Source organism: Nonomuraea sp. NPDC048881, from assembly GCF_040649795.1.
Classification (GTDB): Bacteria; Actinomycetota; Actinomycetes; order Streptosporangiales; family Streptosporangiaceae; genus Nonomuraea.
Window position 1 is genome coordinate 639,264 of record NZ_JBEZGC010000001.1, and the last position, 25,727, is coordinate 664,990.

The window sequence follows — 25,727 nt, forward strand, 5'->3', positions numbered from 1 at the left end:
ATCCAACCAGCCGTGAACGCGTTGACCCCCGACGACCCGCAACGCCTGGGCGGCTACTGGCTCGCCGGACGGCTGGGCGCCGGCGGTCAGGGCGTCGTCTACGAGGCATACGCCGAGGACGGCGCCCGGGTGGCGATCAAGGTGCTGCACGGCGACGAGGCCGGACGGCTGGCCAGGGAGGCCGAGGCGGCGCGGCGGGTCGCCTCGTTCTGCACCGCCCGCGTGCTCGCCGCCGAGCTGGACGGCCCGCGCCCCCACATCGTCAGCGAGTACGTCGCCGGGCCGAGCCTGCGCCAGGCGGTCGCCGCCGGCCGCCGCTTCCTCGGCGGCGACCTGCACCGCCTGGCCACGGCGGTGGCGACGGCGCTCACCGCCATCCACGAGGCCGGCGTGGTGCACCGCGACCTCAAACCGGACAACGTGCTGCTCGGCCCGGACGGCCCGCGGGTCATCGACTTCGGCATCGCGCGCACCGCCGAGATGTCGCTGACCGCGACCGGCCTGGTGACCGGCACACCGACGTACATGGCGCCCGAGGTGTTCGGCGGCCAGCGGGCCGGCGCGCCCGCGGACGTGTTCGCCTGGGGCTGCGTCGTGCTGTACGCGGCCACGGGCGCCGACCCGTTCGAGGCCGAGAGCCTGGGCGGGGTGATGCACCGGGTGTTGTCGGCCACGCCCGACCTGGCCGCGCTGCCGGACTCGCTGCGCCCGCTGGTGTCGGCGGCGCTGAGCAAGGAGCCCGGCCGGCGTCCCGAGGCCCGCCGGCTGCTGCTCGCGCTGGTCAGCGGGGACGGCGGGCTCGACACCGCGCGGCTGCTCGAACGCGGGCGACAAGCCGCCCACGTCGCCGGGACGGTCGCCGACCCGTCGCTCGGCACGCTGGCCGAGGACTCCTACACCCTGCTGTCCCCCGCGGAGCGGGAGCTGGCGCCCGAGGTGTTCCTGCGCCTGTTCACCGTGGACGGCATGGGCGAGCTGGCCACCCGGAAGGCCGCCCTGGACGAGCTGGTGGCCGGTCGCCCGGCGGCCGAGATCCCGGCGGTCACCAGGATCCTGGAGGTGTTCGCGTACCTGCTGGGCCGCGACGGCCGCGAGGTCTGGCTGGCCCGCCCGGCTCTGCCGCACGCCTGGCCGCGGCTGCGCCGCTGGATCGAGGCCAACAGGGAGGGGCTGGCCGTCCACGGCCCGATCCTGGCCGCCGTCCGGCGCTGGGACGACGGCGGCCGCAGGGACGGCGGCCTGTTCCACGGCACGATGCTGGACGAGGCCCTGAGCTGGGCGGCGACCGCCCGCCGGGACATCAGGCTGTCCCAGGCCGAGCGAGACTTCCTGGAGTCGTCGGCGCGGCTGGCCAAACGCCGGGCCCGCCGCGCCCGGCTGCTGACGCTGAGCCTGGCGGGGCTGCTGGTCGTCGCGCTGGTCGCGGGCGGCGTGGCGGTCCAGCAGAGCAGGCTCGCCGCCGCCCGCGCCGACGAGCTCCAGGACCGCCTGACGACGTCGGAGTCCACGCGCCTGGCCGCGCGCGCCGAGGCGACCCGGCGGAGCGATCCGGTGCTCGCCGGTCTGCTCGCCGTGGCCGCCTGGCGGCTGCGGCCCACGCCGCAGGCCAGGGCGGCGCTGACCGCCGCGCTCGCGCAGCGCGAGCGCGGCATGTTCCGCGACCCGGCCGCCGCCCGCAGCACCCTGCGGGCGCTGGGCGCCGACGGGCGCACGCTGCTCAGCGTCGGCCAGGACCAGGCGCGGCTGTGGGACGTGCGCACGGGCCGGCGCGTCACCCTGATCTCCGGGCTGGGCCTCGGCCGCGACCCGGTGTCCGACATCGGGCTGTCCCCCTCGGGCCGCACGCTGGTCGCCGCCACCGGGCGCCGCGCCCGCGCCTGGGACGCCGGCACCGGCCGCCCGGTCGGCGACTGGCCGGTCCACCGGACCAGGGACCTGGTCGAGGGCTGGCAGGACGTCGTCCGCCGGCACGAGGGCCGCAAGGTGATCGTCAAGCCGGACGACAGCGAGCAGTGGGACGTCACCGACCCCGCCGCCCGGCGCGGCACGCTGAGCCCCGACGGCCGGTGGCTGGCCACGTCCGGCGACGGGACCCTGACCCTGAGGCAGACGGAGGAGGGCTGGACCGAGGAGGTCGGCGAGGGCACGGAAGGCGTATGGAACAAGGGCGATCCCGTCTTCGACCACACGGGCCGGCTGCTGGCCACCGTCACCGACGCCACCGTCCAGTTCTGGCGGCTGCCCGACAGCCACCTGCTGAGCGCCGTCCCGGTGCGCGGGGACGTGGACACCGGAAGCCGCCCGGCCGCCGCCTTCGACGGCACGACCTTCCGCTACCTGGTCGGCGACCAGGTGTTCGCCGTGGACGTCGCCGATCTGGTGAACGAGCCGGTCGAGGGCCCGCCGTACGAGCGGGCCGACCTCGGCGAGGACGGGCTGCACCTCGTCGTGGACGGCGCGCTCCGCCAGGCCGGGGGCGGGACGTCCGGCCGCCTGCCCACCGCGCACGCGCTCGCCTTCAGCCGCGACGGCCGGAGCCTCGCGCTGCTGTCCGGCCACGACGTCAGCGTCCTGGACCCCGCGACCAGGCAGCCCGTGGGCGGGTTCACCGCCGGTGCCGGGCGGGCGCAGCCCGAGCTCGTCCGCTTCAGCCCGGACGGCGCCCGGCTCGCGCTCGTGCTCGACGGTCCGGGAACCGGCGAGGACGCGGTCGAGCTGTGGGACTGGCGGTCGCGCCGCCGCCTGTGGAGCACGCCCCTGAGCCAGGTCGTGGACCTGGCGTTCGCGCCCGACGGCGGACGGCTGGCGGTGACCGGCCTGGACGTGCGCGTGTTGCGGGCGGCCGACGGCCGGGCCGCGGGCCCGCCGTTCAGCGTCTTCGGCAAGGACGTCCTGGGCTCCTGGGTGCGTTTCACCCACGCGGGGGACGGGCTGGTCGTGCTCGACTCGCGCGGCCGGCTGAGCGCATGGGACGCGGGCGGCCGGCGGCTGACCGAGGGGACCGAGGGCTTCTCCTTCCTCGGCACGCCGGCGTACTCGCCGGTCGAGGACCTCGTCGCGGTCAACGCGGGGCAGGGCCGCGTCCGCCTGATCGACCCCACGACGGGCGGCGACCTCGGCCTGTCCGCCGACCCGGGCGGCGGACTCGACCGCGACGAGGGCGAGCTGCTGTCGATCGCCTTCGCGCCCGACGGCTCGCACGTCCTGACGGTGGACGCCGGCGGGACCGTCGGGCGCGTCCCGGCCGCCGCCGAACTGGTGGCGAAGACGGTCTGCGCGCGCGCCGGGCGGGCAATGACCGAACGGGAGTGGCGGACGTACGTGCCCACGCTGCCCTACCGGCCCGTCTGCGGCTGACCGCGCCGGATCAGGTCAGGGTCCCTCACCCGGGATTGTCAAAACGCCGTCGCGGGGGATGTACTGCCGTCCGGAAAGCCGATCTTTCGGTTCGGCCACGAGGGAGGCACGGTGGACTTCGCGATCCTCGGCACGATCCGGGTCAACGGCCCCGGCGGGCGGGTGCACCTGAGCCGCAAGCAGCGGGCCGTGCTCGGCGTCCTGCTGCTCCACCCGAACGCGACCGTCTCCAGGGAGCGCCTGATCTCCGCCGTCTGGGACGATCCGCCGCGCTCGGCCCTGGCCAACATCCAGACCTACGTCCACCAGCTCCGGCGGTCCCTGGCGGGCGGCGGCCTGCTGGTGCGCACCGAGGGCTCGGGCTACGTCTGCGAGGTCCCGCCGGGCAGCCTGGACCTGCTGGTGTTCGAGGACACCCTGCGGCTGGCCCGGCGGGAGCGGGCGGCGGGCGACCTGGCCGCGGCCGAGCGCGCCTACGCCGAGGCCGTCGCCCTGTGGCGCGGCGCGCCCGCCGAGGACGTGCCGCTCACCGGCGCGATGGCCCCCCGGCTCCTCGAACTGGAGGAACGCCTCGCGGTCGCCCGGTCGGAGTGGATCGACGCCCGGCTCGCCCTCCGGCAGGACGACCTCGTCGCCGAGCTGCGCGCCCTCATCGCCGCCCACCCGCTGCGCGAGCGGCTGTGGGAGCAGCTCGTGATCGCCCTGCACCGCGGCGGGCGGCGGGACGAGGCACTGGACGCCTTCCGCGAGGCCCGCGAGCTGCTGGTCGCCGAGCTGGGCCTGGAACCCGGCCCCGAGCTGCGCCGCCTGCACGCCGCGCTGCTCGCCGGCGACCCCGACCTCGACCGGCTGCCGGGGGCGACCGCGGCGGCCGATCCGCGCTTCCCGGCGGCCGGCCCGGCCGACCGGTGGCCCGGGGCGGCCGTGCCGCTTCAGGCGTTGTGTCAGCTCCCGGCCGACACCGCCGACTTCGTCGGCCGGGAGCCGGAGATCGCCGAGCTGCTGCAGCTGTTACGGGCGCGGCCGGACCGGCTCAGCCCGCCGATCGCGATCCTGTCGGGCCTGCCCGGCATCGGCAAGACCACGCTCGCCGTGCACCTGGCCCACCTGCTGCGCGCCGACTACCCGGGCGGCCAGCTCTTCGTCCGGCTCGGCCAGGACGCCCGCGGCGCGCGCGACCCCGGCGAACTGCTCGACGTGCTGCTGCGCTCCCTCGGCCTGGACGGCGCCATGATCCCCGCCTCGGCCGAGGAACGAGCCGGGCTGCTCCGCCAGCGGCTGGCCGACCAGGCGGTGCTGGTCGTCCTCGACGACGCCGTGGACGAGGCGCAGCTCCGCCACCTGCTGCCGGGCACCCCGCGCGGCGCGGTCCTGGTGACCTCCCGCTCGCCGCTGCCCGCGCTGGAGGGCGCCGTCCGGATCCGGCTCGACCTGCCCGGCGAGCGGGACGCCCGGCTGCTGCTCGAACGCGTGGCCGGCCGCGACCGGATCGGCGCCGCGCCGGACGCCGCCGAGGAGATCCTGCGTTCCTGCGGCCGGCTGCCGCTGGCGCTCAGGGTCGCCGGCGCCCGCCTGGCCATCCGCCCGGTCTGGCCGGTCCGCGAGCTGGCCACCCGCCTGGCCGGCCACGACCTGGACGAGCTGGTCGTCGGCGGCCTCGACGTCCGGGCGACGTTCGAGCCCGGCTACGCGGCGCTGCCGGAGTGGGCCAGGCACGCCTTCCGTCTGCTCGGGCTGGCTGGGCTGGACAGCGTCGCCGAATGGACCACCGCCGCCCTGCTCGGCCTGCCCGCGCGGGAGGCCGACGCCGTCCTGGAGACGCTGGTCGCGCGCGGCATGCTCACCTCCACCGAGATCGACGCCGCCGGTCAGCCCCGCTACCGGCTGCACGACCTGCTGCGGGTCTACGCCAGGGAACGCGCCGAGGCGGAGGAGCCCGCCGGGCAGCGGCACGCCGCGCTGACCCGGCTCGCGCTGGAAAGCCTCCGCAGGACCAGGGCCGCCGCCCGCGGCCTGCCCATCCCGCTGTCCCCGCCCTACGAACGCGGAGAGCCCGGCCCCGGCACGCCCGCCGGCACGGTGTGGTTGTCGGCCGAGCGGCGCACGCTGGTCCTCGCCGTCACCACCGCCGCCGAGCTGGGGCAGGTCGCCACCGCCGCGGAGCTGGCCCACCACCTGACCGGCTACCTGACGATGGAACGTTTCCTGGCCGACGCCGAGCGCGTCCAGCACGCGGTGATCGCGGCGGCCACCGCGGCGGGCGACGAGCGCACGGCCCTGCGGTCCAGGCTGCTGCTGGTCAACATGGACATCGAGCGGGGCCGCTACCCGGCCGCCGATGCGGCGTGCGGGGAGCTGCTGGCCGCCTTCGAGCGGGTCGGCGACCCGCACGGGGCCGCGTACGCGCTGATCAGCCGGGCCGCCGACCGCCACGGCTCGGGCCGGCTGGACGAGGCGCTGGCCGACGCGTACGCGGCGATCGAGCTGCTGGCCGCGCACGACGACGCCGCCGGCCTGGCCTACGCCTGGACGTGGCCGATCTGGATCCACATCGAACGCGGCGAGCACGAGCAGGCCGTCAGGATCGCGCGTGCCCGGCTGGCGGAGACCGGCGAGGAGGACCACGGCACCCGCGGCAACCTGCTGCGCGCCCTCGGCACCGCCTGCTACCAGGCGGGCGAGACGGCCGAGGCGGTCGCGTGCTACCGCGAGAGTCTGCTGACCGCCCAGGCCGTCGGCGACCGGGTCGAGATGAGCAAGGTGCTGCGCAGGCTCGGCGAGGCGCTGGGCGCGCTCGGCCGGTTCGAGGAGGCGGCCGAGACGCTGGCGGCGAGCCTGCGGCTGTTCGTGGAGTGCGGCGACGTCCTGGGCGAGGCGCTGAGCGGGCACGCACTCGGCGTCGTCCGGCTGCGCCAGGGCGACCCGCGCGAGGCGCTGCGGCACCTGGCCGCCGCGCTGGACCGGCTCGGCCGCGACGGCCCGCAGGTGTGGCGGGCCCGCACGCTCACGGAGATGGGCCGGGCCCACGCCCGCCTCGGACGGCACGAGGAGGCGGCCACGGCCTGGCGGCATGCCCTGCCCCTGTTCGGCGACACCCCGGAGGGCCGCCAGGTCGCCGCCTACCTGGAGGACCACCCCCGCGACGAGCCGTGACGGGGCGCCGCTTCCGTCTCAGTCCTGGAGCCACCGCACGACCGGGGTGCCGGTCGCGCCTGCCAGCCGGGCCTCGCGGCGGGCCTGGCCCGGGGTGGCGCCCTCGCCGACGAGCGCGCCGCCGTCGTCCAGCGCGGCCCACACCCCCGCCGGCGCGCCGGCCGGGACGTCCAGCGCCCGGTTCACCGCGGGCCGGACCGGCGCGGGCGTGCGCCGGGCCGACCACCGCCGCCAGTACAGCCACTGGATGAAGATCAGCGGGCCGAGCGCGGTCAGCAGCGGGATCGGCCGCCCGCCGCCCAGCACGACGGCGATGGAGACCGCCAGCAGCACCGCCTCCAGCCCGGCCGCCCACCAGGCCGCCGCCTTCCCGTACGCCCGGACCGCCACCGCCGGCCAGATGGACAACATCAGGCAGTCCCCGAGGCCGATCAGCGAGGGGTTCTCGCCGTAGGAGGTGGCCAGCACGGGAGCGAACGGCAGCCCCTGCATGCGCTGCACGAAGTCGAGGGTCAGCGAGGACAGCCCGGTGGCCAGCGTGTCGTAGCCGGTGAGCGCCACCGCCAGCGCGGCCACCTGGCCGGGCGTGACCGCGGCCTGCACCCACAGGTTCACCGCCCCGACGACGAGCAGCATCAGCAGCACGTCGTTGACCACCAGCACCCCCGCCGGCCATCCGGCGAGGTAAACGGCGACGTCGGCGGCGCACAGCAGCAACACCGCCGCCGTCGCCCATCGGCCGCCCAGCACGGGCGCGAGCGTGAGCTGCCCCAGCGTCAGCACCACCAGCCCGAAGACCGACACCACGACGCCGGTCGGCAGGTGCAGGTACGCGAACGGCATCACCACCAGCGCGGCGACCATGACCGCGATGTCGGAGCCCGCCATCCGGCCGACCGGCGGCCTGGCCATGACGTAGCGGCCCAGGTAGGCGGCGGTCAGCGCGACGGTCAGGGCGACGAGCGCGTACAGCGCCGGCACGTACGGGGTCATCACAGTCCTCGCTCGAAGCTGAGCTCCAGCAGGTCGGCGCGGAGCCGGCAGGGGGCAGGCAGGTCGTCGGCGGTCTCGACCAGGACGATGCCATCCAGGGGCAGCCCGTGCGCCCGCTCCTCCAGGCGGCCGAGCAGGCCCGCGTCGGACTTGCCGGCCACGACGTACAGCAGGGAGCCCTCCAGCGACCAGCGGGTGGGCAGCGGCAGCGCGTGCTCGGCCTGCAGCACGTCCAGGACGTCGCGCGTGGTGAGCCCGCCGGGCGACACCCGCCCGAGCACGCGCGAGGTCGCGGGCAGCGCGGCCAGCGCGCACGACGGCTGCTCGTCCGCGCGCAGGACCCTGACCAGGTCGCCGGTGACGTACCGGAGCAGCAGGGTGGTGTCGCGGTAGGTGGAGTACGGGGTGACCACGATGGTGCCGACGGCCCCCGGCTCGGCGGGCCGCAGGGTGACGGGGTCGAGGATCTCGACCAGCCCCTGGTCGGCCGGCAGGTGCAGGTGGCCGTCGGCGCAGACCCGGCCGCCCACGGGGGCGATCTCGGTCATGGAGTAGCCGTCGCGGACCTGCGCGCCGAACGTGTGCTCCGCGCGCACGCGCAGCGCGTCGGTCAGCACCTCGCCGCCGGACCAGATCGTGCTCAGGCCGAAGTCGCCGGCCTGCCAGCCGCCCCGCTCGGCCTCCTGGACCAGGGCCGCCAGGTAGGAGGCGGTCACGTTGAGCTGGGTGATCTGCGGGTGTTTGCCGGGCACGTGCATCGGGGTGGCCAGCCGGTCGAGCGCGACGGCCGGATCGACCGCGCCCAGGTGCACGAACGCGGCCCCGGTCCGGGTGACGGCCCGCTCGGTGAGGATCTGGGCGATGGACCGCGAGCTGATCGCGTTGGCCCACAGGTCGGCGGAGCGCAGGTTGCCGGCGAGCATGAGCGCCAGCGCCGACATCGAGGACATCAGCTCGATCTCGTACGCCGAGAACCACACCATGGTGGGCGTCCCGGTCGTCCCCGTCGTGTGCGCGAGCACGACCGGGCGGGCGCGGTCGGAGACGAACGCGGCGGGCATGCCGCGCAGGTCGGCCTTGGACGTGGGCGGGATCGTGGACAGCGTCGCGGGCGTGATCGAGCCGGGGTCCACGCCGTTCGTCTCGAACCAGCGCCGGTAGTAGGGGCTCTCGGCGGCCGCGTGGCGGACCGTGCGCCGCAGCCGCCGCCGGGTCAGGTCCTCCTGGAGCTCGGGGTCGCTGCCCGCGAGCAGGTCGTCGGCGCCCTCGCCCGGGGACCCGAACGTCTCCAGGGTCACGCGCATGTCGTCGGCCAGCGCATTCACGTCCCGCAGGCGGAACCTGCGGCCCGACATCATCGACCAGGCATAACCGAGCTGGCGTACCGCGGTGCCGAACACGCCTCGTCCTTCCGCTCGTGTGGGGGTGGCCCCCCGGGAGACGCGGTCCCCCGGGGGTGCACGCGAGGGTGATCAGCCGTTCAGCACGAAGATGGCGGTGGACAGGGCGCTGACGGCGTACTTGGCGTAACGGCGAGCGGTCTTGACCATGAGGATCTCCCTGGTTGCTCGGGGCGCACGGGTGGCGCCCGCTGAGATCCAAGGATGTGCGGGGGCGCAAGAGAGCCACTACAGGTCCACTACAAAGGGGGCTTCACACCAGCGTCAGGTAGTGGGCCAGCTCGGCGGCGGAGTCCGTGGCGATCCCGACGTGGCCGTCCGGGCGCACGAGCGTGTGCCGCGCCCCGCCGTACGGCTCGGCCGGCGCGTACGCCCGCACCTGCGGGCCGCCCGGCACGCGGTGCACGGGGTCCGGCGACAGCAGCGTGAAGTGCGGGCCGCGCAGCAGGTCGAACAGGCGCGCCCGGGAGCCGTCGGCCAGCCGCAGCGGCCCGTCGGGCATCCGCTCGCCGCCCGCGCGGGCCAGCGAGCCGCCCCGGTAGCCGACCCGGAGCTGGTAGGTCTCCTCGTCCCGCTTGTACGACTTCCGGTCGTGCAGGTCCGTGCTGAGGCCGAGCACACGGGCGGCGACCGGGCGGCGCTCCTCCTCGTAGGTGTCCAGCAGCGACGCCGGCCCGCCGGTCAGCGCGCGGGCGAGCTTCCAGCCCAGGTTGTAGGCGTCCTGGACGCCGGTGTTGAGCCCCTGGCCGCCCGCCGGGGAGTGCACGTGGGCGGCGTCCCCGGCCAGCAGCACGCGTCCGGCGCGGTAGGCGTCGGCCAGCCGGATGTTGACCCGGTAGAGCGAGGACCACAGCAACTCGGTGACGCGGGCCGCGCGCAGCATCGAGCGTTCGGCGAAGAGCCGCTGGAAGCCGGCCAGGGTCAGGTCCGGCGTCGCGCCCGGCCGGAGCGGGGCCATGAACTGGAAGGCGTCGGTGCCGGCCATGGGGTACAGGGCGACCATCCCCCTGCCCGGCCGCACCCAGGCGTGGATGTGCTCGCGGTCCAGCCCCTCGACGCGCACGTCCCCGAGGACCATGCGCTCCTCCTCGCGGGTCTGGCCGGTGAACCCGATGCCGAGCGCCTTGCGCACCGTGCTCCTGCCGCCGTCGGCGGCGACCAGGTAGCGGGCGCGCAGCGTCGTCCCGGTGCCGAGCCGGGCCGTCACGCCGTCCGCGTCCTGCTCGAAGCCGGTCAGCTCGGCGCCGTGCTCGACCGCGCCGCCCAGCTCGGCCAGCCGTTCCCGCAGCAGCGCCTCGGTGCGCCACTGCGGGTGCATGCGCACCGTCGGGTACGGCACCTGCTCGCTCGCCGCCGCCGGCCGGTGCATGCGGCCCTGGTAGACCGGCAGCCGCCCGATCCTGACCCGGATCGGCGGGTAGGGCGTCGTCCCGGCCAGGACCCGGTCGACGATCCCGAGGTCGTCGAAGATCTCCAGCGTGCGCGGCTGGAGGCCCTTGCCCTTCGAGCCCGCCGAGGGCGCCGCCGCCCGCTCGACGACGCGGTGGGCGATCCCGCGCCGGGCCAGCTCCACGGCGAGGGTGAGGCCGGTGGGCCCGGCGCCGACGATGAGCACGTCCGTCTTGTCCGTCATGAGGGGACCGTGCCAGGTAGCGCTGCCAGATCTCTGTCAGCGCCCTGCCGGAGGTCACGAGCAGGGCGGACGGTAGGGCAGGTCGTCGAAGTAGCGCCGCCACTCGGCCCGGGTGAGCGGCATCCCGGCGGCCTCGCAGACGCGCTCGGCCACCGACTCCGGCCGCAGGTCCCACAACCGCAGGTCGTGCCCGGCGGCCGAGACGAGGGTGTGGTCGTCGGCGTACAGGACGGTCCCGAGGTCGGGATGGGACAGCTCGGCGATCGGCCGGCGGGAGCGCAGGTCCCACAGGCGGGTGGTGCGGGAGGCGTCCGTGGTGGCCAGGGCGGCGCCGTCGGGGCTGAACCCGGCGACCAGGACGGTGCCGCCGTGCCCGCGCAGGACCGCCGGACGGGGGGCGCGGCCCGGGCCGGCGATCCGCCAGACCCGGGCGGTCCGGTCGTGGCCGGTGCTGACCAGCACGTCGCCCTTCGGGCCGAAGCGCACGCCGGCCACCGCGTCGGCGTGCTCCTCGTGGTGGGCGACCTGGTCGAGGGCGCGGCGGCGCACGTCCCACAGCCGTACGCCGCGGTCGGCGCCGCCGCTGGCCAGCAGGCCGCCGCCGGGGCTGAAGTCGAGCGCGCCGACGTCGCCGAAGCCGTCGCGGGCGGCCAGGCGGCGCGGCGGGCCGGTGACGTCCCAGAGCAGCAGCCGGCCGCCGTGGTCGCCGGTGGCCAGGACGCGTCCGTCGGGACTGAGGGCGGCGACCGCGAGGCCGCGCACCGGCAGCCGGACGTGCCGGGCCGGGCGGTAGGGATCGCGGATGTCCCACACGGTCACGGCCACGCCGCGCTCGACGGTGGCCAGGCGGCGGCCGTCGCCGCTCAGCGCCGGAGCGGCGGCCGCTGGAACGTTCCAGCGTGACAGCAGCACGCGGTGGCGGGGATCGCGGACGTCCCACAGCGCGCCGCCGCGCGCGCCGGTCGTGGCCATGAGCGTCCGGTCCCGGCTCAGGGCCAGCCCGGTCACCGGGTCGGGCACGCGCACCGGATGGCGCCACTGGTAGAAGGCGCCGGCCGCCGACCCGGTGGCCAGCGCCTGGCCGTCGGCGGTGAAGGCGAGGCCGAGCACGCGGTCGGGGTGCGGGAACGAGGTGACCTCCGCGCGGCTTGCGACGCTCCACAGCCGGACCGCGCGGTCGTCGCCGGCGGCGGCCAGGACGGTGCCGTCCGGGCTGAAGGCCAGGGCGCCGGCGGGGTCGCCGTACCGGACGGGCCGGTCGCAGCGGCGGGCGCGCAGGAGGCAGAGCCAGGTGCCGCGGGCGGGCGCCGACCAGGCCAGCGCGCCGCCGTCGGGGCTGATCGCGAGCGCGGCGGGGCCGTCCTGGAGGCCGGTCGCGATCGTGTCCGCGGGGGAGGCGGGCCGCGCCGGGTCCCACAGGCGCACGCTGCCGTCGTCGTGGCCGGTCACCACCGTGTCGTCGCCGACGGCGAAGCGGGTGACCTGGGCGGAGGCGCGTACCGGGGGCAGGGCGACCGGACGGCCGGCGAGCCGCCAGCGCCGGACGCCGTGCGCGGCGGCGGCCAGCACCGTGCGGCCGTCCGGCGTGAACGCCGCCGTCGCCGCGCCGGGCAGGGCGGCGACGTGCCGCGGGCGGGCGGGGTCCACGACGTTCCACACCTCCACCCCTTGCCGAGTGGCCGCCAGCAGGACGCGGTCCCCGCCGGACGGCCGGAAGGCGAGCGCGCCGACCGGCCCGGCGGCCCGCGGCAGGGTGGCCAGCGGGGTGCGGCGGCGCGAGTCGGTGGCGTCCCACAGCTCGACCACGCCGTTGTCGGCGCCGGTCGCGAGCAGGGCGTGGTCCTGGCTGTAGGCGATCGCCCGCAGCCGGTCACCGGCCGAGCGCAGGCGGGTGGCGTACGGCTCGGCGGTGTCGAGCAGCGTGCCGCGGGTGCCCGGGGTGTCGGCCAGGCCCTGGGCGGCCACCGCCACCTGCATCGCCAGCGCCGGGTCCGTGGCCCGCAGCGCCCGCGCCTGGACGGCGGCCCGCTCGGCGAGCGCGGTGACGCGGGCGGCGCTCGCCCGGCCGCTCTTCTGCCACGCCAGCCCCGCGCCCGCCCCGGCGACCACCACCAGCACCACCAGCGCCACGACCAGCCCCCGCACCCTCCGCCCGACCGGACACCCCCTGCCGCCCCCACCGAAGCCGGAGGAGAGTGCCGCGGGCCCCGCGCCAGAGGCGGAAACCGCCGCCTCCGGCCCAGGAGAGGGCCCAACGGGTTCCAGAGGAGGGGGCTCCTCCCGGTCGGGGGAGGGGGAAGCTGGCGCGGGGCCGGGGGGGAGGGGTGGCGCGGTGGCTTGCCGGTAGGCGGCGTGGGTGAGGGTGTCGCCGTCGCGGCGGTGCCAGGTGGCGCGCATCGCGTGGGACAGGCGCGGCAGCGCGTCGGCCGCCGCCGGGGCGTCGTCGCGGACGCCCAGGTCGTGCAGGATCGTCTCGGCCAGCCCCGGCTCCAGGGACAGCCCGGCGACCCGGGCCGGTTCGATGATCGCGCGGCGCAGCTCGTCGCCGGTCATCGGGCCGAGCGGCAGCGACCGCGTCCGCAGCGCCTCGACCAGCGGCGGAAACCCCAGGCACCGCTCGTAGCAGCCGGCCCGCATCCCGATCACCACCGGCAGCCCGCCCGCCGCGAGCGCGCACAGCTCCTCGACGTACGCCTTGCCCCCGGATCCCGCCCGAGCCGTGAACAGCTCCTCGAACCGGTCGACCACCAGCAGCGCGCACTCCTCCACCGGCCGCCCCCCGCCCCGGACCGGCGAGCCGGGCGTACGCCACAACACCCCGGCGCGACCCCGCTCCGTCGCCCCCGCCGGCGAACCCGCCAGGACGGCCGGCACCAGCCCGGCGGCCAGCACCGACGTCTTGCCCGACCCCGCCGCCCCGGCCAGCACCACGGGATGGGCGGCGCGCGGCGCCCCCAGCAGCCCCACCAGCTCGGACACGACCCGCTCGCGCCCGAAGAACCACCTGGCGTCCCCGGTCGTGAACGGCCCCGGCGGCCAGGGGCACGGATCCCGCGCGCACCGGTCCCGCTCGCTCCCCAGCCCCGCGCCGAACCCGTCGTCCATCCCGCTCCCGTCACTCAATGAAGTTGATCGGGGACTCAGGGTACGCGGGCCCGCCAGGCGGCGTACGCCGGTCGGCAAGGCGGCATCGCCCGGACCGGCGCGAAGCAGGGGACGGTCAGCGCTTGCGGCCGACGCCCGCGCAGTAGACGGCCTCGCGGTCGGCGTACAACGTCTCGGGGACGGGACGCCAGCGCGGCAGCGGCACCACGCCCGGCTCCAGCAGCTCCAGCCCGTCGAAGAAGCTCGTGACCTCCTCAAGGCTGCGCAGCGTCATGGGCGCCCCGCCGCTCTCGTTCCAGTGACGGACGCCCTCTTCGAGCTGCCTGCCGACCACGCCGTGGGAGATGGCCAGGTGGCTGCCCGGCGCCATCGGCTCCAGCAGCTCGGCGATGATCGAGCGGGCCTGGCCGGTGTCGGGGAGGAAGTCCACGACGCCGAGCAGGGTCAGCCCGATCGGCCGGTCGAAGTCGAGGTGCTCGGCGGCGGCGGCCAGGATCTTGCCGGGCTCGCGCAGGTCGGCGTCGACGAAGGCGGTCGTCCCCGCGGGCGCGGCCCGCAGCAGCGCCCGCGCGTGGGCCAGGACCATGGGGTCGTTGTCGACGTACACGACGTGGCTGTCCGGGGCCACCGCCTGGGCGACCTGGTGGGTGTTGTCCGCGGTGGGGATGCCGGTGCCGATGTCCAGGAACTGCCGGATGCCCGCCTCCCCGGCCATGTACCGCACCGCGCGGCCGAGGAACTCCCTGTTCGTACGGGCCAGCACCGGCAGGTCGGGCACGGCGGCGAGGATCTGCTCGCTCACCATCCGGTCGATCTCGTAGTTGTCCTTGCCGCCCAGCCACAGGTCGTAGATACGGGCGGGGCTCGGAACATCGGTGTTCAGCGAACGTTCGCTCATCGCGACGCCTTCCGGACGAAAGGGGCTACGGGGGAGATCGTAGCCCCAAGATCCCTCCCACGGGCCACGTCCGGGCGGCCGGGGCTAGGCTTCCGGGGATGATCCACTTACCTCCCGCCCGAGCCAGGGCCGACGTGCACGTCACCTATCACCAGATCGTGGTCGGCGAGCCGGGCCGCGCCCATCCGGGAACCGTCCCCAACGGACTGACCGCCTCGGCGCCCGGCGCCGCCGTGATCCGGACGGGCATCCACACCGGCGTCGTGGACGTGACCGTACGGCTGGCCGAGACCGCCCCGCCCCTCGACCCCGAGGGCTGGGACGAGAGCGAGGAGGTGGAGCTCGTCACCTTCACCGGCGAGGTGCGCCTGTCCGGCATGATGCACGCCCCGCCGGACGCCCTGCCCCTCCTGACACCCCAGGGGCCGGGCCGTTACGGCATGCGCGTGCAGGCCCGCGGCCGGGACGTCGACCCGGCCGCGGTGCCGAAGGTGCCGTTCGAGTTCTACCTGGTGACCGTCTGGCCGGTGGAGACCGGGCCGGAGGCGGTGGCGAGCCTCGGCATCGGGGTCGCCGAGGAGCTGGGCCTGCCCGACAAGTCGGCCGAGATCCGGCGATGGGCGCGCGAGCACGGCCTCCCGCACTCGGAGCGCGGTCGCCTGGCGTCGGGCCGGGACGAGAGGCCGGCGCTGCCGCATCCGGTACGGGTCACGGTGGGGACCGCCGACCACCGGATCCGGATCGTCAACCCCTTCCAGGACACCGCCGTCCCGCCGCCGCTGCCGGACGGGCTGGTCGCCGCCGCCCCCGACTCCCTGCTCATCCGTACGGCCAAGCGCGCGGGACGCGTCGGCCTGCACGTGAACTGGCAGGACGGCCCGCCCGTGGCGGCCGCCCGAGGCTGGGAGGAGAGCGAGGAGGTCGAGTTCGTCACCACCACCGGCGTGATGCGCGTGCGAGGCGTCGCCGACGAGCCGATCGACCTGACGCCCCAGGGCGCCGGGCGGTACGGCCTGCGCGTCCACGGCCGTCGCCGGGACCGGCCGACGCCGTCGAACCAGCCGTCGGAGGCGTACCTGCTGGTCGTGTGGCCCATCGCCCTGGGGGCGGCCGCGGCCCGGTGAGGCGGGGGTTCAGAGCAGGCGGCGCTGGACGGCGTCGGCGATGGCCGTGGTGACGATCCACTCGACGACGGCGGCGTCGGGCGGGTCGTCCTCACGGCCGGCGAACAGCAGGTGGGCGCTGCCGATCAGGGTGAGCGCGAGGGCGTCGACGTCGGCGTCGACCGCGATGCGGCCCATCTCGCGCTCGGCGGCGAGGTAGGCGGCGATCATGGTCGTGGCCTCGCCGAGCAGCGGGAGCCCGGCCGACCCGGCCTGGCGCAGGCGGGCGCGCAGGCCGTCGCGGGAGATGACGAGGCTGACGACGGCCACGGCGACCGAGCCGAACAGCTCCAGCAGCGCGCGGGTGAGGTTCCCCGCGACGGTGCCGGTGCCCGCGCTGGCCCGCAGGGCGGCGGACTGGGCCTCGACGCGGCGGATGCGGTCGGTCACCAGCTCGGCGAGGAAGGCGTCGAAGTCGGCGAAGTGGCGGTGGAGCACGCCCTTGGCGCAGCCCGCCTCGGTGGTGACCGCGCGACTGGTCAGGGCGTTGGGCCCGTCGCGGAGCAGGATGCGCTCGGCGGCGTCGAAGAGCTGTTCGCGCACGTCGCGGAGGGCTATGCCGGTGGGCACCGGGCCGGTCTCCTTTCTCGGCGAATCCCGTTCAGGGTAGACGAGTGGGCACGTGCCCATTAGAGTGGGCGCATGCCCACTAACACCTCCGAGAACGAGCCGCACCTGCACCGGCGGATGGCCGAGTCCTTCGGCGCCGACGCCGACCGCTACGACCGCACCCGCCCCCGCTACCCCGAGGAGATGGTGGCCCGGATCGCCGGGTCGAGCCCCGGCCCCGACGTGCTCGACGTCGGCATCGGCACGGGCATCGCGGCCCGCCAGTTCCAGGCGGCCGGCTGCCGGGTCTCCGGCGTGGACGTGGACCCGCGCATGGCCGACCTGGCCCGGCGCGACGGCATCGAGGTGGACGTGTCCGCCTTCGAGTCCTGGGACCCGGCCGGGCGCACGTTCGACGCGGTCGTCGCCGGCCAGACCTGGCACTGGATCGACCCGGTCGCGGGCGCGGCCAAGGCGGCCCAGGTGCTGCGGCCCGCGGGCAGGCTGGCGCTGTTCTGGAACGTCTTCCAGACGCCGGACGCCCTGGCCGAGCCCTTCGCCGAGGTCTACCGCCGGGTGCTGCCCGACCTGCCGGCGCTCGGCCAGGCCGGCCCCGCCCTGGGCATGTACACGTCGCTGCTCGACAAGATCGCCGACGGCGTCCGGGCCTCTGGCGCGTTCGGCGAGCCCGAGCGGTGGGACTACGCGTGGGAGCGCGACTACACCCGCGACGAGTGGCTGGCGCAGGTGCCCACGCACGGCCCGGTCACCGGGTTGCCGCCGGAGCGGCGCAGCGCGCTGCTGGCGGGCATCGGGGCCGCGATCGACGCGGCGGGCGGCGCCTTCACCGTCCACTACGACGTCCTGGTGCTCACCGCCGTCCGGCGGGCTGAGTAGCCGTTACTCATGCGGCCATGGGAGCGCGCGCGGACGATCCTCCTCAGAGCGACACCCCAGGAGGAACCACCGTGAGCGTCACACATGGCATGAGAACCGGGCGGAAAGGGCCGGCGCGGTGGCGCGGGCGGCTCTCGTTCGCCGCGATCGGCGTGCTGGTCGCCGCCCTGATCCCGGCGCTGGCCACGCCGGCGTCGGCCGCGGTCCCCGGCTTCTCGCTGACCTTCTCCATCGACTATCTCCGCCAGATCGAGGACCCGGACAGCGGCGGCGTCGGCGACGGCGACTACTACCCGAAGGTCAGGATCGCCGACGGCCCGCTCGAAACGGGCCCGCGCATCGAGGACGACGAGTTCGAGCCCCTCGGCCTGCCCGAGGCACCGGGCGGCTGGGTCTTCACCAAGTCCGACCTGCCCGGCGACCAGCCGACCGTGAACATCACCGTCGCCCTCTGGGACTATGACGGCGGCCTCAACACCAACGACGACCGCATGGACATCAGCCCCCAGAACGACGACCTCGACCTCGACCTCGTCTACGACGTGCGCTCGGGCACCCTGTCGGGCGACGGCGTGCAGTTCGGCACGCCGTGCGTCGACTCCCAGGGGCGGCAGAAGGGCCAGACGTGCGCCGAGGGCGACGGCGACCACGGCTTCCCCAGGGACAACGACGGCAGGAAGACCAGGATCGGCTTCACCGTCTCCACCGTGATGCCCGACACCGACCACGACGGCATCCCCGACCTCGTCGAGCTGTCCGGGATCCGCGACCGGAACGGCGGGGTCATCGCCGACCTCCCGGCGCTCGGCGCGGACCCGTGCCGCAAGACGATCGTGCTGCAGGCCGACTACATGGCCGACGCCAGGCACTCCCACCGGCCCAAGCCGGACGCGATCACCCTGGTCCGGAACGCCTTCGACGCCGCGCCGGTCAAGGCCGAGAACCCGTGCCCGTACCCCGGGACGCACCGGGACGGCGTCGACTTCGTCTACCTCCAGGGCACGCAACTGCCCGAGCAGGCCGCCATGGGCCTGGCCGACGACAGCGACTTCCGCGACGCGCGCACCGCCGACTTCCCCGCCGAGCTGGCCAGGTACGCCCATTACGCGATCTTCGCCCACGACCTCGTCGTCACCACCGCGACCGGGAGCTCGACGTCGCCGGGCACGTCGGGGCAGTGCTGCGAGCCCACCAGGGACAACAACAAGGACTTCATCGTCACCTTCGGCTCGTGGCGGACGATGTGCGTGGCCGACTTCGGCGTGGACTACGGCGGCGACGGCCGGCTCCAGACCACCGCGGCGGGCGACGACGTGGTGATCGGCACCCAGATCCACGTGGGCCCGGACCGTACGTGCGACACCACCAGCGCGGACCCGACCGACCGGCAGGTGCTCACCGTCGGGACCGGCCGAGACGACGCCGAGGTCGGCACCGTCCAGGACCAGGCCGGGACCATCATGCACGAGCTCGGGCACGCCCTGGGCCTGCGGCACGGCGGCGACGTCAACGACCAGTGGAAGCCCAACTACCTCAGCGTCATGAACTACTTCTTCCAGTCGGGCATCCCCACCGGCCCGCCGCCGCTGCTGGTCAACCAGCTCAGGGACTGGAAGATCGGCGCGATCCGGGTCGGCTACTCCAGCGGCCGCCTGCCCCCGCTCGCCGAGGGCACGCTGAACGAGTCCGCCGGCATCGGCGACGGCACCGACCACACCTTCTGGTGGACCGACAACCTCGCCAACCCCACCAGCACGTTCCGGCCGCTGCGCTCGGCCGCCGGCAACGCGCCGATCAACTGGAACGACAACACCGCCCCCGGCACCGGCGCCCCGCTCATCGACACGGGGACGGTGAACGTGGACGTCAACGCCAGCGGCGGCAGCACGACCCTGCGCGACCACGACGACTGGGCCGCCGTCAAGTACCGGGCCGCGCTCTCGCCCGACGCCAAGGGCTGGGCCTGCAGCAGCTTCCCCGTCTCCGCGCCCACGTGCAGCGGCTCGGGCGGCGAGCCGGAGAAGGAGCTCGACTTCACCGCCGCCGTACGGCAGGAGATGTCGTTCTTCAACCTCTACGACCCCGACCTCGTCACCGCCAAGAGCGTCGACAAGCGCGACGCCGAACCCGGCGACACCCTCACCTACCAGGTGAAGCTGGACAACGTCGGCACCGGCCCGGCGGCCTCCGTCGGCGTGACCGACACCCCGCCCACCGGGCCGGCCCAGGCCCGCCAGGTTCCCTACCTGGGCGCCGGGCGGTCCACGACCGAGACGTTCACGTACACGGTGCCGTGCGACACGGCCGACGCGGCCGTCCTGACCAACACGGCCACCGCCACCGCGACGGACACCGCCGGCGGCCCCGAGGCCGACACGGGCGACAACACCGCCAAGGCCGCCACCACCGTGCACGCGCCGCGGCTCACCCTGACCAAGACCGCCCCGGCCACGGTGAACGCCGGCGAGGCCATGACCGTCGGGCTGCGGGCGGCCAACGTCGGCAGCGGCAGGGCCACCGGCGTCGTCCTCACCGACACGCTGCCCAAGGACGTCTACTACAGCAGCGCGCTCGACCGCGGCACCGGCCCCCGGCCCGGGACGGTCACCCGCAACCCGGACGGCACCACCACCCTGACCTGGACGCTCGGCCCCCTCGACCCCGGCGCGGACGTGTCCGTGGGGTTCACGGCCCGGCCCGGCCTGCTGTTCACGAAGGGCGCCGAGCTGCCCGACACGGCGGCCGCCGCGTACCGGAATGCCAACGGCTGCGTCTACGAGCCCGCCACGGCGTCCGCCACGACGACCGTCACCGAGGTCGCCCCGACCCGTGACCCGCGCTCGCACGGCTACTGGAAGACGCACCAGGAGGCTCGCACCGCCGAGTTCCTGGCCCGCGTCCAGGCCACCGACCAGCGCTTCGACAGCCAGGCGGACGGCGAGCTGGCCGACGCCGAGGCCGTCGCCGCGCTGTCGGCCGGCGGCCCGCAACCGGGGCCCGTCCGGTTCCAGCTGCTGGCCACGCTGCTCGACCTGGCGGCCCGGCAGGTCAACGCGAGCACCCGGCTCGACTCGCCGCTCGTCCGGCGGCTCGGGGTGCGCACGGTCGGCGAGGCGGTCAGGTACGCCTTCGCCACCCTCGCCCTGCCGCCCGGCGGCGCGGCGGCCGGGCGCTGGTCCGACACCACCTCGATGCTCGACGAGCTCGTGAACAACCGGAGCGAGGTCTACTGACCCCACCATGAGGGCCCCGCCATGAGGGCCCCGCCATGAGGGCCCCGCCATGAGGACGCCGCCATGAGGACGCCGCGGCCGGCTCAGGCCGGTTGCGGCGTCCGCGGCTCGGCCCTGGCCGGGGCGTAGAGGCCGAGGCGGCGCAGGGCCGGCGCGGTCATCATGGTGGTGATCAGGGCCATCAGCACGAGCACCGTGAACGTGCCGGGCGCGATCAGTCCCATGCCGAGCCCGGTGCTGAGCACGACGATCTCGGTGACGCCACGGGCGTTCATGAGCACGCCGAGCCCGAGCGCGAGTCGCCCCGGCATGCCGCCCGCCCAGGCGATCACCCCGGCCGCGCCCAGCTTGCCGAGGACGGCGGCCACCAGCAGCACCGCCCCGCCCAGCAGCACCACCGGATGGCCGAACGCCAGATGCACGTCGGTGCGCAGCCCGATCGAGGCGAAGAACACCGGCAGCAACATCGCGCGGTTGAGCGAGCCCAGGCGTTCGGGCACCGCGCCGAGCACGGGGGCGTCGCGGGGGAAGGCCACCCCGGCCAGCAGGGCGCCGAAGATGGCGTGCACGCCGATGGCGTCGGTCGCCGCCGCCAGGGCGAAGATCAGGCCCAGGACCAGCGCGAGCGCGGCCGGAGCGGGCAGCCGGCGGGCGGCGTGCCGGGCCGCCAGGGCGGCGAGCGCGGGGCGTACGACGAGGGTCACGGCGAGGACCAGGGCGGCGGCCAGCCCCAGCGAGGTCAGCACGCCCGCCGGGGAGCCGGCGTGCGCGAGGGCGATCACCGCGGCCAGCGCGCACCAGGCGAGCACGTCGGCCAGCCCCGCGCACAGGATCGCCAGCGAGCCCAGCCGGGTGGCGGTCAGCCCGGCCTCCTGGAGGATCCTGGCCAGCACGGGGAACGCGGTGACGCTCAACGCCGTCCCGGCGAACAGGACGAACGCCGTGCCCGACGCCGACGGCCCGGCGAGCGCGCCGGCGAACGGGACCGCCGCGACCGCTCCCAGGGCGAACGGCACGGCCGTCATCGCCAGCGCGGCGACCCCCACGACCACGCGCTGCCGGCCGAGGGCGGCCGGGTCGAACTCCCGCCCCACCGTGAACATGAAGACCGCCAGCCCGGCCTGGGCCAGCAGTTCGAGCTGCGGCGCGACCCAGCCGGGCAGGATCAGCGCGGACACCCCCGGCGCCAGCGAGCCCAGCGCGGACGGCCCGAGCAGCAGCCCGGCCACCATCTGCCCCACCACGGACGGCTGGCCCGCCCGGCGCGCCAGGACGCCGCCCAGCGAGGCCAGCCCGCCGATGACCGCCACGGCGAGGAACAGCCGCAGGATCGACTGGGCGGGCGGCACCCCGGCGGGCGCGGCCGGCGCCGCCGGATGCCCCGGCTGCTGCGCGCCAGGCCCGAACACCAGCAACATCGACACGCCCGCCACGGCGATCAGCAGCAGCGCGACTGCCAGGCCCCGGGCCGGGGCGGGCAGCAGGGCCTGTTCGGTGTCGTCGAGCGGGTCGTGTCCGCGCATGGTCGCACCTTCCTGCGTATCCCGCGATGGGCTCCCGGCCCTTCGCCGGGTCAGTCGGCGGCTGGGAGCGGCCGGGCCGCCCGCCGGCCGATCAGCAGCAGGGCGCCGACGGCGGCGACGATGCCGACGGCGATGACGGGGATCAGGGCCCGATAGCCGAGCTCGCTCGCCACCAGGCCGAACAGCGGGGGACCGAGCAGGGAGCCGAGGCTGCCGGCCTGGGCGATGACGCCGTTGCCGACGTCGGCGTGGTCGAGGCGCTCCAGGATGAGGGGGAGCGCGGCGAAGACCAGGGCGCCGAGGAAGCCGTTCTCCATGGAGATGACACCCGCGCCGGTGAGCGCGCCCCCGGCGGAGCCGCCGGCGTACAGGATCCAGGCGGCCGGCACGACGAGGAAGCCGGACAGGGCCAGCACGCCGACCCGTACGCCCCTGCGCAGCAGGACGCCCACCGCCAGCCCGCCGGCCACGCCGAGCAGCGAGATCACCGAGGTGAGCGCGCCCGCGGCGGCGGCCGAGCGGCCGTACTGCTCGATGAGCAGCGTGGGCAGCAGCACGATCACCGGGATGGTCACCAGCGCCGTCAGGCAGAAGGCCGCGGCCAGCACGCCCGGCCAGGTCAGCGCCCGCGCCCGGGGCACCGGCCCGGCCGCCTGCGCCGCGCCGCCGCGCGGCAGCCGCGCCCACGTCACCGCGGCGACCAGCAGCGTCAGCCCGGCGATCAGGCCGGTCCAGCCGCGCCACCCCAGCGCGTCGCCGGCCGCGCCGCCGGCCAGCGTGCTGGCCCCCAGCCCGACCGGGACGAACGTCGCCCAGACCGACAGGGCGGTGCCCCGGTCGCGCTCGTGGGCCAGGCGCAGGATCAGCGCCGGGCAGGAGATGGTGACCAGGACGTAGCCGACGCCCTCGACGCCGCGGGCGACGAGCAGCCAGGCGAAGTCGTTCGCCGCCATGCTCGCCGCGCCCGCCGCCGCGATCAGGACCAGCCCGGTGACCAGCGACCGCCCGGTGCCGAAGCGGCGGACGAGATAGCCCGCCGGCAGGCCGACCGCGGCCCCGACGCCGACCACCGCCGAGATCACCCAGCCCAGCTCCGACAGCGACAGCCCCAGCTGGGCCGCCATCGCGGGCCCGACCGAGGAGAACTTGCCGAGGCTCATCGCGCCGACGACCCCGCCGACGTAGACGAGCAGGATCGTCAGCCAGGGGGAGCGCCGCGGGGACGCCTCCGTGATCTTCGCCGCCGACCGGGGGTCCATGAGTCTCCTTCGCACTGCGCTCCGCGGGCCAGGGTTCCCACGTCCGATCTTCGCCATGCCGGCGGCGCCGATCAACCCGCTTCCCCCGTGGCGAAGATGCCGATGCCCGACTCGGTGACGTTGACGGCCCCGGCCGACAGCAGCGCGTCGATCGTCTCGGGCACCTCCCGCCTGGGCAGGACGCCCTGGAGCACGACCATGGTCCCGTCCGCGAGGTCGGCGCCCGCGCGCCACGACCGGCCCGGCATCGCGGGCACCACCTCGGCCAGCCGGTCGGCGGGGGCGCGCACGGTCAGCAGCACGTGGGCCGGGCCCACCCAGGCGGCGCGCAGCAGCAGGGCGATGTTCCTGATCACGCCGCGCCTGGCCGGGTCGGCGTAGGCGGCCGGGTTGGCGACGAGCTGCGCGCCGCAGGTCCGCACGGTCTCGATGACGCGCAGGTCGTTCTGGCGCAGCGAGTGGCCGGTCTCCACGACGTCCATCATGGCGTCGGCCAGCTCGGGGATCTTGGCCTCGGTCGCGCCGTAGGACACGACCACCTCGGCCCGGCGTCCCGCCTCGCGGAAGAAGCGGCGGCCGATGTTCGGGTACTCGGTGGCCACCCTGACGCCGTCGTCGAGGTCGGCGGCGCTGCGGGCCGGATGGCCGGACGGCACCGCGAGCACCAGCCGCCACGGCCGTTCGGTGTTCCTGGAGTAGTCGAACGACTCCACCACCTCGACCTCGGCCCCGGTCTCCTCCACCCAGTCGGCGCCGGTCAGCCCGAGGTCGAAGGTGCCGTCGCCGACGACCAGGGGGATCTCGCGCGGCTTGTAGAAGGCCACGTGCGACACGCCGGAGTGGTCCACCGTGCCGCGGTAGGAGCGGTCCGAGCGCCGCCGTACGGGCAGCCCAGCGGTCGCGAACAGCTCCAGGGCCCGCCGCTCCAGCGAGCCCTTCGGCAGGGCGAGCGAGATCATGGTTCCTCCTGACGGGCGCGGCGGGGACGGCGGGGCGGCGGGGTCACACGTGCAGCAGCCGGTCGATGCCGACGACGGGCGGCTCGGGCAGGGAGGACGGCCGCACCTCGATCTCGCCCACCACGAGGTCGTCCGGCCATGAGTCGACGATGGTGGCCACGCAGCGGGCCACCGACCGGGTGCTCATCTTGTGCGGAGAGCCGTCGCCGTCGAGGTTGGCGATGGCGCCCGGCGAGACCAGGCAGGCGCGCACCCCGTTGCGGCGCTCCTCCAGCAGCAGCGTCTCGACCAGCGCCTTCAGCCCGGCCTTGGTGGCGCTGTAGGCGGCCCCGCCCTCGAAGTACCGCGTCCCGGCGTGGCTGCCCATGGCGACGAACATCCCGCCGGCGGCCCGCAACGCCGGCAGGACGGCTTTGAGCAGGTGGAAGCAGGCGCTCAGGTTGATCGCGACCAGCCGCTCCCAGTCCTCGGCGCGCAGGTCGGCGATCGGGTCGAGCACCCGGTCCACCGCGTTGGACACGCAGACGTCGAGCCGGCCGGCCGCGCCGAGCACCTGGGCGGTCGCCTCCGCGATCTGCGCCGGGTCTGCCAGGTCGCACCTGTGCTCGCCGAGCCAGTCCTCGCCCGTGAGCGAGCGGTTCAGGGAGAAGACGCGGTAGCCGCGCTCGCGCAGCTCCTCGGCGATGGCCCGCCCGCTGCCCCGGTTGCTGCCGGTGACCAGCGCGGCCGGGGTCTCATGTGATGACATCGAGGACGCGGCTCCACTGGTTCACGATCTCCTCGCCCGCCACGCCGTCCCGGAACAGGTCCTTGTCCAGCGGGGAGCCGTCCTGGTGGCGCAGGCGCATGCAGTCCTGGGAGATCTCGGAGATGACGGTCAGCCCGCCGTCGGCCGCCTGACCGAAGATGAGGCAGAAGTCCCACACCTCCAGCGGGCGCAGCCAGGACCGCAGCACGTCGTTGACGGCGAGGGACAGCTCGCGCATCTCCTCCACCGGCAGGCCGAGCGCGCGCAGGTAGTCCTCGCCGATCGGCTGGTCCTCGGGGTCGGTCCGGTAGTCGAACTTCACGACCGGGCGCGGCAGCGGGGCCCCGTCCTCGAACAGGCCGGGGTACTTGCGGGTGGTCGATCCGGTGGCCCGGTTCTTCACGATCACCTCGAACGGCGGCGCCGGGCAGTAGTCGGCCACGTACGAGTCGGCCGAGACGCGTTCCCGGAACGCGCACGGCACGCCGGCGTCGGCCAGCCGGGCCGCCGCCCTTTCGTAGAAATCGAGCCGGAGCGGCCCGGTGCGCTCGACGATTTCATCGCGGTGGTACGTGAAACTGCGCAGGCTGGGGATTATCTGCACCAGGCACCGCCCCTCGGGCAGCAGCCACAGACGCTTACTGCGCCCGACGATATCCGGCTCGCCCCGGCCGGCCGGAGTTCCCGGATCTGATCCGTTATCCACGTCGCCTCCATCCGCCGACAATGGCCCATACAACTTGATATTGCGAGTACCTCGCTGTCAAGGCGGCGTGACCCTGGAAAAAGGAGCACTTGACGTGGCTCTCGCGGTCTTGATATGTCGTCCGCCCTTGCCTGGAGCACTGGAAGAAAGA

At 75.5% G+C, this 25,727-nt stretch carries 16 protein-coding genes; 5 read left to right on the forward strand and 11 right to left on the reverse strand.

Annotation, left to right across the window (positions count from 1 at the left end; genetic code table 11):
• Positions 1-12 precede the first annotated feature (12 nt).
• Positions 13-3,357 carry a serine/threonine-protein kinase gene (locus AB0C33_RS03070; RefSeq protein WP_358283068.1) on the forward strand — a complete coding sequence of 1,115 codons (3,345 nt, stop codon included), beginning with the start codon at positions 13-15 and terminating at the stop codon, positions 3,355-3,357.
• A 111-nt stretch (positions 3,358-3,468) separates the two neighbouring features.
• Complete coding sequence (locus AB0C33_RS03075; RefSeq protein ID WP_358283070.1) at positions 3,469-6,510, forward strand: BTAD domain-containing putative transcriptional regulator; 3,042 nt, start codon at positions 3,469-3,471, stop codon at positions 6,508-6,510.
• Positions 6,511-6,528: 18 nt separating this feature from the next.
• Here AB0C33_RS03075 and AB0C33_RS03080 read toward each other — a convergent pair whose 3' ends face one another.
• The 5 genes from AB0C33_RS03080 to AB0C33_RS03100 form a co-directional block, all read right to left on the reverse strand.
• On the reverse strand, positions 6,529-7,503 hold the full coding sequence (locus AB0C33_RS03080; protein ID WP_358283071.1) for a hypothetical protein: 975 nt from the start codon (positions 7,501-7,503) through the stop codon (positions 6,529-6,531).
• On the reverse strand, positions 7,503-8,903 hold the full coding sequence (locus AB0C33_RS03085) for an AMP-binding protein (RefSeq protein ID WP_358283073.1): 1,401 nt from the start codon (positions 8,901-8,903) through the stop codon (positions 7,503-7,505). The genes AB0C33_RS03080 and AB0C33_RS03085 overlap by 1 nt, the downstream gene beginning before the upstream one ends.
• 253 nt (positions 8,904-9,156) lie before the next feature.
• Positions 9,157-10,536, reverse strand: coding sequence for an FAD-dependent monooxygenase (locus AB0C33_RS03090; RefSeq protein ID WP_358283075.1), 1,380 nt, complete (start codon positions 10,534-10,536; stop codon positions 9,157-9,159).
• Positions 10,537-10,590: 54 nt separating this feature from the next.
• Complete coding sequence (locus AB0C33_RS03095; RefSeq protein WP_358283077.1) at positions 10,591-13,641, reverse strand: WD40 repeat domain-containing protein; 3,051 nt, start codon at positions 13,639-13,641, stop codon at positions 10,591-10,593.
• A 115-nt stretch (positions 13,642-13,756) separates the two neighbouring features.
• Positions 13,757-14,539: an SAM-dependent methyltransferase gene (locus tag AB0C33_RS03100; protein WP_358283078.1), complete on the reverse strand. Its 783-nt coding sequence runs from the start codon at positions 14,537-14,539 to the stop codon at positions 13,757-13,759.
• Positions 14,540-14,637: 98 nt separating this feature from the next.
• Here AB0C33_RS03100 and AB0C33_RS03105 point away from each other — a divergent pair, with 98 nt between their 5' ends.
• Positions 14,638-15,663: a hypothetical protein gene (locus tag AB0C33_RS03105; protein ID WP_358283080.1), complete on the forward strand. Its 1,026-nt coding sequence runs from the start codon at positions 14,638-14,640 to the stop codon at positions 15,661-15,663.
• A gap of 9 nt (positions 15,664-15,672) precedes the next feature.
• Here the strand turns inward: AB0C33_RS03105 and AB0C33_RS03110 are convergent, their stop codons facing one another.
• The gene (locus tag AB0C33_RS03110) at positions 15,673-16,272 is read right to left on the reverse strand and encodes a TetR family transcriptional regulator (RefSeq protein WP_358283082.1); all 600 of its coding nucleotides are present in this window, start codon (positions 16,270-16,272) and stop codon (positions 15,673-15,675) included.
• Between the two features lie 72 nt (positions 16,273-16,344).
• Between AB0C33_RS03110 and AB0C33_RS03115 the strand changes: the two genes are divergently transcribed.
• Both AB0C33_RS03115 and AB0C33_RS03120 read left to right on the forward strand, forming a co-directional pair.
• The gene (locus tag AB0C33_RS03115; protein WP_358283084.1) at positions 16,345-17,148 is read left to right on the forward strand and encodes a class I SAM-dependent methyltransferase; all 804 of its coding nucleotides are present in this window, start codon (positions 16,345-16,347) and stop codon (positions 17,146-17,148) included.
• Positions 17,149-17,219: 71 nt separating this feature from the next.
• Complete coding sequence (locus AB0C33_RS03120) at positions 17,220-20,381, forward strand: CARDB domain-containing protein (protein WP_358283086.1); 3,162 nt, start codon at positions 17,220-17,222, stop codon at positions 20,379-20,381.
• 83 nt (positions 20,382-20,464) lie between these two features.
• On the opposite strand, the gene AB0C33_RS03125 is transcribed toward AB0C33_RS03120, so the two are convergent.
• From AB0C33_RS03125 to AB0C33_RS03145, 5 genes are all read right to left on the reverse strand, one after another.
• A complete protein-coding gene (locus AB0C33_RS03125) occupies positions 20,465-21,904 on the reverse strand; it encodes a cation:proton antiporter (protein WP_358283088.1) in 1,440 nt (479 codons plus the stop codon).
• Between the two features lie 50 nt (positions 21,905-21,954).
• Positions 21,955-23,163: an MFS transporter gene (locus AB0C33_RS03130; protein WP_358283090.1), complete on the reverse strand. Its 1,209-nt coding sequence runs from the start codon at positions 23,161-23,163 to the stop codon at positions 21,955-21,957.
• A 71-nt stretch (positions 23,164-23,234) separates the two neighbouring features.
• Positions 23,235-24,122, reverse strand: a complete 888-nt coding sequence (hisG, locus tag AB0C33_RS03135; RefSeq protein ID WP_358283092.1) for an ATP phosphoribosyltransferase — start codon at positions 24,120-24,122, stop codon at positions 23,235-23,237.
• Between the two features lie 43 nt (positions 24,123-24,165).
• A complete protein-coding gene (locus AB0C33_RS03140) occupies positions 24,166-24,870 on the reverse strand; it encodes an SDR family NAD(P)-dependent oxidoreductase (protein WP_358283094.1) in 705 nt (234 codons plus the stop codon).
• A complete protein-coding gene (locus AB0C33_RS03145) occupies positions 24,857-25,576 on the reverse strand; it encodes a phosphoribosylaminoimidazolesuccinocarboxamide synthase (RefSeq protein WP_358283096.1) in 720 nt (239 codons plus the stop codon). Before AB0C33_RS03145 ends, AB0C33_RS03140 begins: the two co-directional genes overlap by 14 nt.
• Positions 25,577-25,727: the final 151 nt, after the last annotated feature.